The following is a 14,820-nucleotide window of genomic DNA, read 5'->3' as shown; positions in this document are numbered from 1 at the left end:
GTTTCGCTTGAGCGTTAACGCAGGGCGTCCGAGGTCAGCCGGAATTTCTGGATGCGCTTACCGGTGTCGACCTCGGCGGTATAAACGTTGCCCTGCCGGTCGACAGCCATCGCGTGCACCCAATGGAATTGGCCGGCATTGCGGCCATTGTGGCCGAAGCTGCCGACCACGCTGCCGTCATCCCGCCTGATGATGCGGATCTCGTTGTTCTCGCCATCGGCAGACAGCAGGTAGGTCTGCTTCGGATCCGGCCAGATCGCGATGTCCCACACCGCGCCATTGCCGAGCGTGTTCTTTTCGAAGAACCATTCGGTCACGAATGTCCCGTCCTTCCTGAACACCTGGATGCGGTCGTTGATGCGGTCGCAGACATAGACGAGACCATCGTCGGCGATCTTCACGCAGTGCACGGGATTGCCGAACTGCTGGGCGACCGGTGCATTGGGATCATACGGTGGCTGCTTGGCATCGTCAGGGACATGGCCATAGGCGCCCCAATGCCGCTTGTAGGCGAGGGTGGTGGCATCGAACACGATGACGCGGCGGTTGCCGTAGCCGTCGGCGACGTAGATCTCGTTCGCCTCCTTGTCGATCGCTGTCTCCGCGGGCTTGCCGAGCTGGGTGGTGTCGTTGGAGCCCTTGCTCGGCGCCATCGTTCCGATCTGAGCGACGAACTTGCCATCGAGCGTGAACTTCAGGATGGCGTTGTCATTGTCGGCATTGCCGCCGATCCAGACGAAGCCGCGTTCGTCGACCTCGATGCCATGCTCGCGGCCGACCCATTCATAGCCCGGGCCCGGGCCGCCCCAGGCGCGCAAGAGATTGCCGTCGGTATCGAATTCGAGCACCGGCGGCGCCGGAATGCAGCATTTCGATCGCGGCGGATTGAGCGTAGCGCCTTTCTCGTCGTCGGTCAGCGAGCGCGGCCGGTGAATGACCCAGATGTGGCCCTGGTGATCAACCGTGATGCCGCCGACCTGGCCGAGGATCCAGTTGTTGGGGAGCTGCTTCGGCCAGGACGGCTCGACGGCGAACGCGGGCACCTCCGCTGCGGCGCTGGTGCTGCGAGAGAAGAGGACGTTGCCGGCCGCAACGGCGAACAGCAGAACGACCAGGGCAGGCATTGTCGCGCGTCCGCATCGTGCTCGCGTCATGCCGTCCTCCCCGATATATGCTGCGGTCATCCGCTTATGAGCGCAGTCAATCGCGGGCATGGCGGAGTGTCAATCGCGCGGGGGACGCCGATCGGCAGGCTCAGACCGGCGCCTGCTCCACCGCTTTCTTTTTCGGCGGCGTCCGCAACGTGGGCGGCCGCAGAAAGCGCGTCAGCATGAGCCGCAGATGCTCGCTGCTCTGCTTGACGTCGACGTTCGGATTGCGGATCGGCAGCGCGCGTGCGCCGTCGACGATCACGAACAGGATGTTCGCGGTCGCCTCCGGATCGAGGCCGGGATCGACCTCGCCGCGGCCCTGTGCCTTGGTCAGGAAGTCGACCAGCAGCGCCCGCATCGCGCGCGCATGGGCGTGGACGATGGCTGCAAAGTCGGCATTGCGGCAGGCCTCAGCCAAAGCCTCGGCGCTGAGGACCTGGGCCTGCGGCTGGTGAATGCTGGTGCTCTCGAGCTCCTGCACCAGGGCGTCGATCACGTCGGGCGAGGCCAGGATTGCCTGGAGGCGCGATGCAGCGTGGCTCAGATTCTGCTCGACCAGCGCCTGGATCATCGCCTCCTTGCTGGGGAAGTAATGGTAGAGGTGCCCCGGGCTGATCTTGGCGGCGGCGCAGATGTCGGTGGTGCTGGCGCCGTGAAATCCGTTCCTGACGAAGCACGACAGGGCGGCCTGGAGAATCTCCCGGCGCTTCTGCTCGTGCTTGACCGGATCGACCTTTCTCATCGCGTGTCCTGCCGGGCCAACTCTCGCCACATTCGTCGTTTCCGCCAACCGCTTGTAATATAAAATAATATTTCTCGCCGCTCTAATCTAGAGAATTTGATCTAGTTTCGTTGGACAAGCGCTACGGCTTGTGAGACTTAATTAGAGTGAGTTGTCTATCAATGGGTCTGACCGTTTCGATGCGTCTCGCTCCGCTGAAGTCGATGACCCTGGTTTCCCTGGCGCTGGCAACGGCCGGCTGCGCCACCGCTCCGCTCGAGCGGGCGGGCTCGCTCAAGAACTACGATCATCTCGCCGAAGCCAACGGCCTGGTGACGCGCGCGCAGATCAAGGCCAACAAGAAAGAGCTGCTCGAGGCCAAGACGATCCGGATCGAGCCGACCGCGTTTCCGCCGCGTCCCGACATCGCCCTCGACGACAGCGAGCGCAAGCTGGTGGCCAACGTCATCAGCCGGGAAATGTGCCTGCGGCTGAGCGAGCGATTCCAGATCGTCGGACCCCGCGAGGAGGCCGATCTGACGGTCAAGGCAACCGTCACCCATGCCACGGCGACCAACGCGACCGCCTCGGCCGCCTCGCAGGTGGCGTCGATCGCCAAGAGCGTCGCGCTGCCGGGCGTCCCGGCGCCGGTGCCGCGGCTGCCGGTCGGGCTTGGCACGCTGTCCGTCGAGGCCGAGGCGCGCGATTTCGCAGGGTTCCAGAAGGCCGCAATGGTGTGGGCGCGCGGCGCCAACTCGGTCTCGACTGCCCGCATGGCCAATGACGGCGACGCCTACGACCTCGCTTCCGAGTTCGGCGCCGACTTCGCGAAGCTGGTGTCGACCGGCGAGTCGCCGTTCTCAGGCGTCCCGTCGCTGGCCTCGCTGCCTTCGGTGTCGAGCGTGCCGGCCAAGCTCGGCGCCGCTCCCAAATATGCCGCATGTGAGCAGTACGGACGTTTCCCCGGCCTGAAGGGCTTCGTCGGTGCCGGTCTGGGCCTGCCGCCGGGCTGGACCGACAAGGGCGCCGAGGAAGCCAGGCCGGACGCGCCGCAGCCGTCGCCGGAGATCGCAAGCGTGGAGCAGCAAGCGTCGCGATGAAGTCCGCCGCCTCCTTCCGCGTGCTTGTCCCGCGTGTCCTGCTCGCGTGCGCCGCGTCGCTGCTGCTGGCGGCGTGCGCAGCCGTCATGCCACGCAACGCGTTGCCGGAGGCGGCGGCTGTCAGCGCCGACCCGGTCGGCTTCCGCAACGTCCGCTACTGGGGTGACGAGCCGGCGCCGCGCTTTGCCGAGGCCGCGATGTCACGCGCGTCGGCCGAACTCCCGATCTCGCGTCCGCTGAATTTCCTCGCGATCTCCGGTGGCGCCGAGAACGGTGCGTTCGGCGCCGGGCTGCTGGCCGGCTGGGGCGAGGCCGGCAACCGGCCGTCGTTCGACATGGTGACGGGCGTCAGCTCCGGCGCGCTGATCGCGCCGTTCGTCTTCCTGGGGCGCGAGCACGATGACAAGCTGCGCGAGATCTTCACCGCCTATGAGCGCAAGGACATCTTCACGGTCAACATTCCCGGCCTGCTGCAGGGCTCGGCGCTGGCCGACAACACGCCGCTGTCGCGGCTGATCGAGAAGTATGTCGATCGCGAGTTTCTCCGCGACGTCGCGCGCGAGAGCAGCAAGGGCCGGGTGCTTCTGGTTGGCACCACCAATCTCGATGCGCAGCGTCCGGTGCTGTGGGACATGGGCCGCATCGCAGCCGCCGATACGCCCGAGGCGATCGCGCTGTTCCGCCAGGTGCTGCTGGCGTCCGCGACCGTGCCGGGCGCCTTCGCTCCGGTTCGCATCAAGGTGCGGATCGGCGACAAGGACTACGACGAGCTCCATGTCGACGGCGGCGTGACGCGGCAGGTGTTCATCGGTCCATCGGTGCTGCGTCTCGTCTCCGGCCGCGGCCCGCGCCGGAGCGTGAGCGGCGCGCATCTCTACGTCATCCGCAACGCCCGCATCGATCCGCAATGGGACAGCGTCGGCGCCGACGTGCTCTCGGTGACGCAACGCTCGCTGTCGACCCTGATCAAGAACCAGGGCATCGGCGATATCTACCGCATCTACTCGGTGGCGAAGTTCAACGGCATCGACTTCAACCTCGCCAGCGTGCCGGCCGATTTCCAGGCCAAGGCCGATGGGCCGTTCGACCGCAGCTACATGACCGCGCTGTTCGATCGCGGCCACGACATGGGGCGCCGCGGCTATCCCTGGGTGAAGAGCCTGCCGGGGCTGCAAGCCAACGAGCACGGCATCACCGCGCAGATCCCGGCGCGCACGATGGCGGCTGCCGCGCGATGATCTGGCGAAGCTGCAGGTCTGTCGTGAGCTCCGCTGCGCGCGCCGTGCTGCTGATACCATTGCTGCTCGGCGGCTGCGCGACGTCGTCCACGCCGCCGCCCGACGCCACCACGCAGTTCCACAACACCTACAACTATCTCCCCGTCAACGACGTGCCGCATGACGACCAGCGTCCGGTGTTGTCGGTCGAGCAGCAGGAGAAGCTGCGTAAGGAGCTGATGGCGGTGCGCGATCGCCAGGCGCCGGCTGTGGCGAAGGCGGCTGCGGGCAAGTCGGCAGCCGCCAAACCCGCCGCGGCAGATCCTGCCGGACCGAGATAGGCGCCGGCCGCGGGCGGAGCGGCGCTGTCCGGCCCGGATCATTCACCCCGGAGAATGCGAGCCTCAACGGGGCGCCCGGCGATCAGGACGCGTCGGCCGTCTAACGTGGCCCCGCCGCATCGGGCGCGGCCGCAACGACGGACCAATCGGAGATCGCACATGGACCATCTGACCTTGCCGCGAACCGGCGCATCCGGCGAGATCGCGACCTTCGGGCCGGTGCATCTGGAGGTCACGCATCTCGAGCGCGCGATCGATTTCTGGTGCGAGACCGCAGGCCTGCGCCTGCGCAAGCGCAACGGCGCGGCCGAGCTCGGCACGGCGGGCGAGACGCTCGTGGTGCTGCATCCCGGTGCGAAACGCCCGGCGCTGCGCGGCTTCTCCGGCCTCTATCATATCGCCATCCATGTGCCCGACCAGGCGGAATTCTCGCGGATGCTGCGCCGGCTGATCGCCAGCCGCACGCCGATCTCGCCGGTCGATCACGTGATGTCCAAGGCGATCTATCTCAACGATCCTGACGGGCTCGGCATCGAGTTCACGCTGGAGACGCCGGAGCGGTTCGGCGGCTACGGCACGTTCGAGACCGATTTCACCGTGTTCGATGCCGAAGGCCGGCCCTGCAGTGGCAGGAGCCCGCTCGACGTGCGCCATGAGCTGGCGCAGGCGAAAGGACCGCCGCTGTCGGCGCCGCTCGCCGACGCCGCGCGGATCGGCCATCTGCATCTGCACGTCCCGCGCATCGAGGCTGCGCGCACGTTCTACACGCGGCTTGGCTTCCTGCCCGGCGCATTCGCGCCACAGCTGGGGTTTGCCGATCTCGGCGCCGGCGGCGCCTACACCCACCGTATCGCATTGAACGTCTGGCAGGGGATCGATGCGCCGCCAGCACCCGCAGGCGTGGCGCGGCTGCGCGGCTTCTCGATCCGCTTCGACACCCGCGCGCGCCTCGACGCCGCGCTGCGCGGCCACGACGAGGTGATCGTGCGGGGCGATCAGTACGTGCTGCGCGATCCCGCCGGCACCACGCTGATGCTGACCGCCGAAGCCTGATTCATCCGCCCATGGAGCCGACAGCGTGACCGACCAGACCGAGCCGACACCACCGCTCTCGAAGCGCACCAAGGCTGCCAAGGTGCGCAAGGCCGCGCAGCATCCGAAACGTCCGGGCGCCGGCTGCAAGGCCGAGCCGGGCAGCTTCGTGCCGGTCGTCGACCGCAACCGATGCGAGGCCAAGGGCGACTGCGTCGAGGTGTGCCCCTACAACGTGTTCGACGTTGCGCCGATCAGCGGCGACGATTTCCGAGCGCTGTCCTTCCTCGGCAGGATGCGCGTGCGCTTTCACGGCATGAAGACGGCCTACACGCCGAAGAGCTATCTCTGCCTTGCCTGCGGCCTGTGCGTGGTGGCTTGCCCGGAGCGCGCCATCGATCTCGTGGAGGTCGCGGCGGGTGACAGCGCGACGTAGGAGTGGAGCCTGCGACCGCCCTGGTGCCGTCGACGCGATAGTCTACGCCGGTGGCTGAAAGCTCTTCAGCGCGCGGGTCTTGTACTCGTAGAGCTTGCCGGTCTCTGTCCACGACGGCAGGCACATCGGCACGATCAATTCGGCGACCTGCTCGGGTGTCTCGAGCGTCATCGGGTCTTCACCTGGGAACACCGTGGCGCGCATGCGGGTGCGGATCGGGCCCGGGCTGAACAGGTTGACGCGCAGCGCCGTGCGCTCGGTCTCGTGCGCCCATACCCGAGCCAGGGTCTCCAGCGCCGCCTTGGTGACGGCGTAGGGGCCGAGATAGGCCTGCGCCTTGTGAGCGGCGCCTGAGGTGAGGAACACCGCGCGGCCGGCGTCGGAGGCCTTCAGCAGCGGCTCCATGCAGCGGATCAGCTGGAAGTTGGCGGTGAGGTTGACCGCGACGACGTCGTTCCACGGCTTGAGGTCGATATGGCCGAGCGGTGAGGAGGGGCCGGGCACGGCGGCATTGCCGACGAGGATGTCGAGCTTGCCATGGCGCTCATGCAGCGCGGCGCCGAGCCGGGCGATGCCGTCGCTGTCGGTCATGCTGAGCGGCACCAGGGTGGCGCCGCTGCCGGTCTCTTTCCGGATCTCGTCGTCGAGTTCCTCCAGCCCGCCCTGGGTGCGGGCGACGGCGACGACATGCGCACCGGCGCGCGCGAGCGCGCGGGCGGTCGCATGGCCGATGCCGCGCGAGGCGCCGGTGACGAGGGCGATACGATTGGCGAGGGGAAGGGTCATCACGATAGTCTCTCAGCCGTCGTCCCGGCGAACGCCGGGATCCATATTCCGCGGCGGTTATGATGGAGTTGGGTGGCTGTGGCTAGTCCTGCCCGACAAACGACGGCCGGTGGTCAGGGCCTCCGGCATGTGCCGGGACGACGGCCGATCGAACGCCGTCGTTCCGGGGCGAGGCCGTTAGGCCTCGAACCCGGAATCTAGAGGTCAGGCGCACAAAACAATTTCGAGATTCCGGGTTCGATGCTGCGCATCACCCCAGAATGACACCATGTGGAAAGAGCCTCAGCTCGCCTCCGCCAGGAGCGACAATTGCTGCTGGGTCGGCTCGACCAGCGACTGGTCGGTGAGGTGGGTCGGATAGCTGCCGGTGAAGCAGTGGTCGGCGTATTTCGGCGCGGCGGGGTCGCGGGCCGGCTCGCCCATGGCGCGGTACATGCCGTCGATCGACAGGAACGCCAGCGAGTCGGCGCCGATCAGCTCGCGCATCTCCTCGAGCGAATGCGTCGCCGCCAAGAGGCCGCCACGGTCCGGCAGGTCGATGCCGTAATAGTCGGGGTAGAGGATCGGCGGCGAGGCGAGGCGGAAATGCACCTCCGTGGCGCCGGCGTCGCGCATCATGCGCACGATCTTGCGCGAGGTGGTACCGCGCACCAGCGAGTCGTCGATCAGGATGATGCGCTTGCCTTCGATCGCGGCGCGGTTGGCCGAGTGCTTCATGCGCACGCCGGATTCGCGGATCGCCTGCGTCGGCTGGATGAAGGTGCGGCCGACATAGTGATTGCGGATGATGCCGAGCTCGAACGGCACGCCCGAATGCTGGCTGTAGCCGATCGCCGCCGGCACGCCGGAATCAGGCACCGGCACGACGACGTCGACGTCGGGATGGCTCTCGCGCGCGAGCTGCGCGCCGAATGCCTTGCGGACCTCGTAGACCGAGCGGCCGCCGACCACTGAGTCGGGCCGGGCGAAGTAGATGTATTCGAAGACGCAGGGACGCGCCGGCTTCGGCGGGAACGGCTTGTGGCTGTGGGCGCCGTTTTCATCGAAGATCACGACCTCGCCCGGCTCGATGTCGCGGATGTAGCGCGCGCCGATCATGTCGAGCGCGCAGGTCTCCGAGGCCAGGATCGGGCAGCCCTCGAGCTCGCCATACACCAGCGGGCGGATGCCGAGGGGATCGCGGGCGCCGATCAGCTTCTTGTTGGTCATGCAGACCAGCGAGTAGGCGCCTTCGAGCGCGCGCAGCGCCTCGATGAAGCGGTCGATGAAATTGGTGCGGCGGGAATGCGCGACCAGATGCAGGATCACCTCGGTGTCGGTGGTCGACTGCATGATGGCGCCGGCGCGCACCAGCTCGCGGCGGAGCGTGAGCCCGTTGGTGAGGTTGCCGTTGTGGCCGACAGCGAAGCCGCCGGCATTGAGCTCGGCGAACAGCGGCTGCACGTTGCGCAGGATCGTGGCGCCGGTGGTCGCGTAGCGCACGTGACCGATCGCGGCATTGCCGGGCAGGCGCTCGATCACCTCGCGGCGGGAGAAGGTGTCGCCGACGAGGCCCAGGCGGCGCTCGCTGTGGAAGCGCGTGCCGTCATAGGAGACGATGCCGGCGGCTTCCTGGCCGCGATGCTGGAGCGCGTGGAGGCCGAGCGCGGTGATCGCGGCGGCATCATTGTGCCCATAAATGCCGAACACGCCGCACTCTTCGCGCAGCGTGTCTCCGTCAAGGTCTGGGTCTCTGAGGTAGGCTTGAGGTCCGAAGTCCAGATCCGCGTGAGTATCCGCTTGGGCTTCGCCGGAAGAATCGTGGTGCAGGTCCATCGCGCCTCTCTTCTGGGCTGAGCTCACTTGGCCGCGGGTTTCTCGATCAGCTTCTTCAAGCTGTCGCGGGCAGGCTTGCTATACCCATCGCCGCCCGCTCCGGGCGACTCGGTGTCAGTCTGGTCGTCGTCCGGCTTGTTCTTCTTGAATTTCTTTAAAATGGTGTTCTCGGGATCATCAGGCAAGAGCGACATCAGCCAATCCCCGGTTCCCTGCAGGACCACGCGGGATTTGGCACCGGTGACCCAGTCCGGGCGCTGCTTGTCCGGCACCAGCCAGCTGAAGAACAGGAAGGCGACGACCACGATCAGCAGGCCGCGGCCCAGTCCGAACAGGAATCCGAGGGTGCGGTCGAGCGCGCCGATGCGCGAATCGAGAATCATGTCGGAGATTTTGACCGTGATCACCGAGACGATCAGCAGGGTGCCCACGAAAGTACCGGCGACGACGACCACGCTCGCGACGGTATCGTTGTTGAAATAGGTCTTGGCGGTCGGCAGCAGCTTGGAGAATGAATAAAGCGTGACCAGGGCGGCCGCGCCCCAGGCCGCGATCGACAGCACCTCGCGCATGAAGCCCCGGACCATCGCGAGCAGCCCCGACACCAGCATCACGCCGAGCAGGATGAGATCGAGGATCGTTATCGGCATCGGCTGCTCAGGTCCGCTTCACAGGTCCAAGGTTCGCTTCGAATCGACGGAGGACCGCCCCTCCGGGAGGAGGACAGCGAGGTTCCCCGGCAAGTCCGGACGGCTGCACGATCCCGTGTGGGCGACCGGTTGCGGCGTTGTATAGCGGCGAGTCACGCGAACGTCACGGTCCGGCTAGCCGTCCTGGCGGCGGAATCTCGCTGGTGTGGCATTTTTTTCGGCATGGCTGGGGCCGCGGCGGCCCTGGTCGCCGTCTTCGCGGCTGCTGTCGTGTCGGGCACGAGGCGTGCCGCGCGCGGCGATGTCGGCCACCAGGCTGGTCAATCCGCCGACGGTATTGAGGCTGAGCCCGGCGTCGCCGCCGGCCTCGCCGCGGGCGCGCTCCGGCAGTACCACGCGGCCGAAGCCGAGCTTGGCAGCCTCCTTCAGCCGAGCCGAGGTCTGCGCCACCGGTCGGACCGCGCCCGACAGCGAGATTTCGCCGAAATAGACCGCATCGGGCGGCAGCGGGGCGTTGACCAGCGAGGAGACCAGAGCTGCGGCCGCGGCGAGATCCGCCGCAGGCTCGTTGATGCGCAGGCCGCCGGCAACGTTGAGATAGACGTCGTGGCCCGACAGCTTGACGCCGCAATGCGCCTCCAGCACGGCCAGCACCATCGACAGCCGGCTCGGATCCCAGCCGACCACGGCGCGGCGCGGCGTGCCGAGCGAGGTCGGCGCCACCAGGGCCTGGATTTCGACCAGCACGGGGCGCGTGCCCTCGATCCCGGCAAAGACCGCCGTGCCGGGGCTGCCGAGATCGCGCTCGGACAGGAACAGCTCGGAGGGGTTGGTGACCTCGCGCAGACCCAATCCGGTCATTTCGAACACGCCGATCTCGTCGGTCGGGCCGAACCGGTTCTTGACCGCGCGCAGGATGCGGAACTGCTGCGAGCCCTCGCCCTCGAACGACAGCACCGCGTCGACCATGTGTTCGACGACGCGGGGCCCGGCGATCTGGCCGTCCTTGGTGACGTGGCCGACCAGGATGATCGCGGCGCCGGATTTCTTGGCGAACCTGATCAGCTTCTGCGCCGAGGCGCGCACTTGCGTCACCGTGCCCGGCGCCGATTCGACGGTGTCGGTCCACATCGTCTGGATCGAATCGATCACGATCAGTCGCGGCACGCCGCCTTCGGACAGGGTCGCGATGATGTCCTCCACCGACGTCTCAGCCGCCAGTTGTACCGGCGCATCCGCAAGCCCGAGGCGCTCGGCGCGCAGCCGCACCTGGGCGACAGCTTCCTCGCCGGAAATGTAGACCGCGCGATGGCCGGCGCGCGCCAGCATCGAGGTCGCCTGGGTCAGCAACGTCGATTTGCCGATGCCGGGATCGCCGCCGACCAAGAGCACCGAGCCGCGGACGAAGCCGCCGCCGGTGACGCGGTCGAGCTCGGTCATGCCCGACGACAGCCGCGGCGCGTCGATGGTCTTGCCGGTCAGCGATTCCAACTGGAAGGTGCGGCCCTTGCGCTTGGAGCGCAGCGAGACCGGCGCGGAGGTCGCGCCCGTCGTGTCTTCCTCGGCCAGCGTGTTCCACTCGCCGCAGGCCTCGCACTTGCCCTGCCAGCGCGAATAGGCCGCGCCGCAGTTCTGGCAGACGAAGGAGAGCGTGGTCTTGGCCATGAGGTGAGAATCGGTGCGGTCAGGAGTGGGTGGCGTTCCATAACATACTTAGGCCCGCGGCCAGCATGATGCCATCCATCACCACGCGGAACACATCGGGCTTCATGTGCAGCACGAAGCGCTTGGCGACGAAGGCGCCAGCCATCAGCGAGCCGCCGGCGATCAGGCCCTTGAGCAGAATGTCCGGCGTCAGCGCGCCGAAGCGCTGGAAGGTGATGGATTTCGAGACATAGAGCCCGAGCGAGCTCGCGGCCTCGGTGGCGAGGAAGGCGCCTTTCGACAGGCCATAGAACAGGAACAGCGGCACGCTCAGCGGTCCGGTCGAGACCACGATGCCGGTGAGGAAACCGATGATCGCGCCGCCGAGCGCGAGATGCCAGAGGTTGGCCTTGAGGTCGTGCCGCGTCAGCCAATGCCGTACCGGCACCATCGCCATCAGGAACAGCCCGATCGTGATATCGACCGCCTGCGACGGCAGGATCAGCAAGGTGCGCGCGCCGAGTGCGGCGGCCGGAATGCCGGTGACCGAATAGGCCGCGCAGGCGCGCCAGTCGACCTCGCGCCACCACGCCAGGATGCGCGACAGGTTCGCCATGACCGCAGCGACCGCCATGATCGGCACGGCCTCCTTCGGGCCGTACTCGTAGGCCAGCACCGGCATCAGCATGATCGACGAGCCGGTGCCGACGATGCCGGACAAGGTGCCGGCCACGAGGCCGAAGAGGAAGCCCAAGATTTTCGCGCCTTCGTGATGGCGGGCAAGATCTCTCTCCCGTCATTGCGAGCGAAGCGAAGCAATCCAGAGTCGCGCGCATGACTCTGGATTGCTTCGTCGCTTCGCTCCTCGCAATGACGGATGAGAGAAGCAGGGCCCAGGTGGTTAACGGGTGGTTCGAGCCGACTCGAAATCGGCGATGATTGTGCGTCCGCATCATTAAAAGTTGAAGCGTATTCCTCGCACGTCCGCCGATGTTCTCGGACGATGACGATGAGCAAAACGCCAATGTCCTTGCAGATGCGGCCGTCCATGACGGCAACCGCCGAGGCGGAGTTCCCCTGGTTCGCGGCCGCGATGCTGGCCATGGAAGCCGGCGAGGTCATCCGGCTCCGGCTGGAAAAATTCGCGCGCGGCGAAGCCGATGCGGGCGAGGAGGCGGAGCTGATGGTCAGCGAAAAGCTCGCCGCAGCCCTGGAGGCGACGGCGAAGCTGATGGCCGGCGCCAGCCCGGCGGCGGTCGTCGATCTCTATCGGGATTATGTCGCGGCCAACGCCGAGCGGCTGTCGGCGTAAGCCCCGCGCAGTCCGATTGCGTTGGACTGCGGATGTCGAGCAACCGTGCGCGGACGATCTGGTCGAAACGCCGCCGACTGGGCGGTTTCATGCGTTCAGGTGCGGTGTTGCCATCGCGATGAAGATCGGACACCTTCCCGAAGACACCGACTGCTGTTCACTTCCTTTCGCCGGACCGATCCAGTGCGACTGCTCATACGCCTCATGCAACGCGTGCTGGTCGCCGGGCTGGGGATCTTCACGGTCTGGCTGATCGTCTTCGTGGTGTTCGAGACCGCGAACCGCAGGCTGCCCTGGATTGTCGCAGTCGGCGTCAGCTACGCGTTCGCGGCCTATGTCGTTCTGCCACGCGTCATCCGGTTGAGTCTGAGGATTCTTCAGAAGCGGCGAGTGCCCAGCTACACGATCACGGGTGATGGATTGCCCGGCGACCCCGTCAATCTCGCCCTGGTCGGGACGCTCCAACAGCTTCGCGCAAGCTTTGCTGCGGTGGGGTGGTCTGAAGCGGACCGATTGGACCTGACGAGCTCCTGGGCCATGATCCGCGCCTTCGTCCTCGATACGCCTTACCCCACCGCTCCGTTCAGCACGCTCTATCTGTTCGGACGCGGCCAGGATATCGGCTTTCAGAAAGCCATCGGCAACAGCCCGCGACAGCGCCATCACGTCAGGTTCTGGGCTGTTGGCCTGGCACACGCAGAGCAAACCTGGAATGCAGGCGATTTCTGGTCCAACGCCGATCGGCCGGCGGTCGATGAATCCGCTCTGTGGGTCGGAGCCGGCACGAAGGACACCGGCCTATCGTTCACTCGATTGACGTTTCAGGTCACGCACGCCACCGACCCGGATGTCAACGCCGAGCGGGACTACATCATGGCCGAACTGATCAGGACACGATCGATCGAGATCGTGGAGCTGTACAAAGCCGGTCAGAGCCTCCCTGAGCGGGTCAATCACTACGTGACGGACGGTGACATTGCGTTGGCGAGCATGTTGGTCTCCACCACGGACGACGGCACATGATTGCCGTCGTCTGTCTAATGGACATGCTGACGAGCCTCTTTCGATGTCGTTCGCTCTGCTCGGGGCCGGACCAGGAAGGCGGTGCCGAGCAGGACGACCATCGCAACGCAGACGACCGTCAGGAACGCCTGATCGAAGGCGCGGTGAGCGTGCGAGGTGACGATGGCAGCGAGTTCGGTTGGCAGCCGCTCGGCGGCGATCAGCGCCTCGTCGATGCTGTCGCGCGCAACGGCGGGAATGCCGAGGCCGTCGGGCAGAACCATGAACGCCGTATAGACTCCGGACAGGATGCTCCCGAAAATGCTGATGCCGATCGTGCCGCCGAGCTCGAACGACACCTCCTCGATTGACGCGGCCATGCCTTCGCGGCCTTCAGGCGCGTGATTCATCACGGAGTTGGAGGCGGCGGCAATGGATGCTCCGAGCCCGAGCCCGTTGATCGCGATGCAGACCAATTGCAGGGCCAGATTGGCGTTGTAGCAGAGCAGGTAGCCGGCCGCGCCGATGCCGGCGATCAACAGCGCGCCGGACATCGTGGTGGCGGCGCCCACGCGACGGAGCATGAGGCTCGCGAGCGGCCCGCCGATGAATGCACCGAGCGGGGCCGGCAGGATGTACAATGCCGCCTGCAGCGGCGAGTAGCCGAGGACGAGTTGCAGGCGCTGGCTGATCGCGAGCTCCGTCCCCGCAATGGCAAGTGAAGCCACGATCGCGGTGATCACGCTGAGCGTGAACTCGACGTTTCGGAACAGGGTGAAGTCGAGCAAAGGATCCTCGAGACGCAATTGACGGCGTACGAACACCGTCAACATGATGACCGTCGCGACAGCCGTGCCGGCAAGGACGACATAGGAAGACTGGCGACTGCCGAGCTCCTCGACGACGTAGGCGAAGCCGATCAGCCCGGCCATCACCTGCACTGAACCGAGGAGGTCCCAGTCGCGCTCAGCACGATCGGCCGGTGCAGGAATCAGCAGCAGGCCGGCGACCAGCGCCAGGACGACGAGCGGCACGTTGATCAGAAAGACCGAGCCCCACCAGAAATATTCCAGCAGGACACCGCCGACCAAGGGGCCGACTGCCGCCCCGCTGGAGGCAACGGCTCCCCAGATCGCGATGGCGAGCGCCCGTTCGTGGTCATCGGAGAAGGTGATGCGAATGATCGACAGCGTCGCCGGCATCATCAGCGCGGCGCCGATCGCGAGCAGGACGCGTCCGCCAACCAGGATGGTGGCGGTCGGCGAATAGGCGGCGACGACCGAGGCCAGTCCGAAGACGATGAGGCCGGCGACGAATGTCCTCTTGTGCCCGACGCGATCGCCGAGCGAGCCGAAGCCCGGAAGCAGGCCGGCGACGACGAGCCCGTAGGCCATGACGATCCACAATTTCTCCGAGGCGGTTGCTCCGAGCTCATGGGTCAGGCTGGGCAGCGCGGTATAGAGCACCGTCATGTCGATGACGACGAGCGCCAGCGCGCTGGAGACAGTCAGGAGGATCAGCCAGCGATTACGTTTCGACATCGGCGAATCCGCCGGCGCAAGATTCTGTTCAGTCCGTGCATTCGCCATCTCGTGCACCGTCCTCATTCCCAT

General features: G+C 66.5%; 15 protein-coding genes. 7 read left to right on the top strand and 8 right to left on the bottom strand.

All coding sequences use genetic code 11. The features are described from left to right. Nucleotides 1-14: 14 nt before the first annotated feature. A complete protein-coding gene (locus ACQR1E_RS03640) occupies nucleotides 15-1,124 on the bottom strand; it encodes a hypothetical protein (protein WP_409999242.1) in 1,110 nt (369 codons plus the stop codon). Nucleotides 1,125-1,254: 130 nt separating this feature from the next. Further along, nucleotides 1,255-1,893 carry a TetR/AcrR family transcriptional regulator gene (locus ACQR1E_RS03635; RefSeq protein ID WP_434896676.1) on the bottom strand — a complete coding sequence of 213 codons (639 nt, stop codon included), beginning with the start codon at nucleotides 1,891-1,893 and terminating at the stop codon, nucleotides 1,255-1,257. Nucleotides 1,894-2,054: 161 nt separating this feature from the next. Between ACQR1E_RS03635 and ACQR1E_RS03630 the strand changes: the two genes are divergently transcribed. The 5 genes from ACQR1E_RS03630 to ACQR1E_RS03610 all read left to right on the top strand — a co-directional run bounded on the left by ACQR1E_RS03630 (nucleotide 2,055) and on the right by ACQR1E_RS03610 (nucleotide 5,998). Then, the gene (locus ACQR1E_RS03630) at nucleotides 2,055-2,972 is read left to right on the top strand and encodes a DUF3313 family protein (protein ID WP_434896675.1); all 918 of its coding nucleotides are present in this window, start codon (nucleotides 2,055-2,057) and stop codon (nucleotides 2,970-2,972) included. Further along, nucleotides 2,969-4,210, top strand: coding sequence for a patatin-like phospholipase family protein (locus tag ACQR1E_RS03625; RefSeq protein WP_315749922.1), 1,242 nt, complete (start codon nucleotides 2,969-2,971; stop codon nucleotides 4,208-4,210). The genes ACQR1E_RS03630 and ACQR1E_RS03625 overlap by 4 nt, the downstream gene beginning before the upstream one ends. Before the next feature lie 23 nt (nucleotides 4,211-4,233). Further along, complete coding sequence (locus tag ACQR1E_RS03620; protein WP_315749924.1) at nucleotides 4,234-4,530, top strand: hypothetical protein; 297 nt, start codon at nucleotides 4,234-4,236, stop codon at nucleotides 4,528-4,530. 159 nt (nucleotides 4,531-4,689) lie between these two features. Beyond that, entirely contained in the window at nucleotides 4,690-5,583 is an 894-nt protein-coding gene (locus ACQR1E_RS03615) for a VOC family protein (RefSeq protein WP_434896674.1), read from the top strand. 25 nt (nucleotides 5,584-5,608) lie between these two features. After that, on the top strand, nucleotides 5,609-5,998 hold the full coding sequence (locus ACQR1E_RS03610; RefSeq protein WP_315712465.1) for a 4Fe-4S binding protein: 390 nt from the start codon (nucleotides 5,609-5,611) through the stop codon (nucleotides 5,996-5,998). 42 nt (nucleotides 5,999-6,040) lie between these two features. Here ACQR1E_RS03610 and ACQR1E_RS03605 read toward each other — a convergent pair whose 3' ends face one another. The 5 genes from ACQR1E_RS03605 to ACQR1E_RS03585 form a co-directional block, all read right to left on the bottom strand. Further along, nucleotides 6,041-6,784, bottom strand: a complete 744-nt coding sequence (locus ACQR1E_RS03605) for an SDR family NAD(P)-dependent oxidoreductase (RefSeq protein ID WP_315712464.1) — start codon at nucleotides 6,782-6,784, stop codon at nucleotides 6,041-6,043. 282 nt (nucleotides 6,785-7,066) lie between these two features. After that, nucleotides 7,067-8,599 (bottom strand): amidophosphoribosyltransferase, encoded by a 1,533-nt coding sequence (gene purF / locus ACQR1E_RS03600; RefSeq protein ID WP_315712462.1) that lies wholly within the window; start codon nucleotides 8,597-8,599, stop codon nucleotides 7,067-7,069. Between the two features lie 23 nt (nucleotides 8,600-8,622). Beyond that, nucleotides 8,623-9,249, bottom strand: coding sequence for a CvpA family protein (locus tag ACQR1E_RS03595; protein ID WP_315712460.1), 627 nt, complete (start codon nucleotides 9,247-9,249; stop codon nucleotides 8,623-8,625). 174 nt (nucleotides 9,250-9,423) lie between these two features. After that, on the bottom strand, nucleotides 9,424-10,914 hold the full coding sequence (gene radA, locus ACQR1E_RS03590; RefSeq protein ID WP_315712459.1) for a DNA repair protein RadA: 1,491 nt from the start codon (nucleotides 10,912-10,914) through the stop codon (nucleotides 9,424-9,426). 19 nt (nucleotides 10,915-10,933) lie between these two features. Beyond that, nucleotides 10,934-11,647: a sulfite exporter TauE/SafE family protein gene (locus tag ACQR1E_RS03585; RefSeq protein ID WP_434896673.1), complete on the bottom strand. Its 714-nt coding sequence runs from the start codon at nucleotides 11,645-11,647 to the stop codon at nucleotides 10,934-10,936. Between the two features lie 270 nt (nucleotides 11,648-11,917). On the opposite strand from ACQR1E_RS03585, the gene ACQR1E_RS03580 reads away from it, so the two are divergent. Continuing rightward, a complete protein-coding gene (locus ACQR1E_RS03580) occupies nucleotides 11,918-12,205 on the top strand; it encodes a hypothetical protein (protein WP_409998620.1) in 288 nt (95 codons plus the stop codon). A 204-nt stretch (nucleotides 12,206-12,409) separates the two neighbouring features. Then, on the top strand, nucleotides 12,410-13,228 hold the full coding sequence (locus tag ACQR1E_RS03575) for an LssY C-terminal domain-containing protein (protein WP_434896672.1): 819 nt from the start codon (nucleotides 12,410-12,412) through the stop codon (nucleotides 13,226-13,228). 14 nt (nucleotides 13,229-13,242) lie between these two features. On the opposite strand, the gene ACQR1E_RS03570 is transcribed toward ACQR1E_RS03575, so the two are convergent. Further along, complete coding sequence (locus tag ACQR1E_RS03570) at nucleotides 13,243-14,748, bottom strand: MFS transporter (RefSeq protein WP_315749931.1); 1,506 nt, start codon at nucleotides 14,746-14,748, stop codon at nucleotides 13,243-13,245. Nucleotides 14,749-14,820: the final 72 nt, after the last annotated feature.

It is taken from the genome of Bradyrhizobium sp. HKCCYLRH1030 (assembly GCF_051168395.1).
In the GTDB taxonomy this organism is placed as follows: Bacteria; Pseudomonadota; Alphaproteobacteria; order Rhizobiales; family Xanthobacteraceae; genus Bradyrhizobium.
This window is presented reverse-complemented; position numbering and strand designations above follow the sequence as displayed.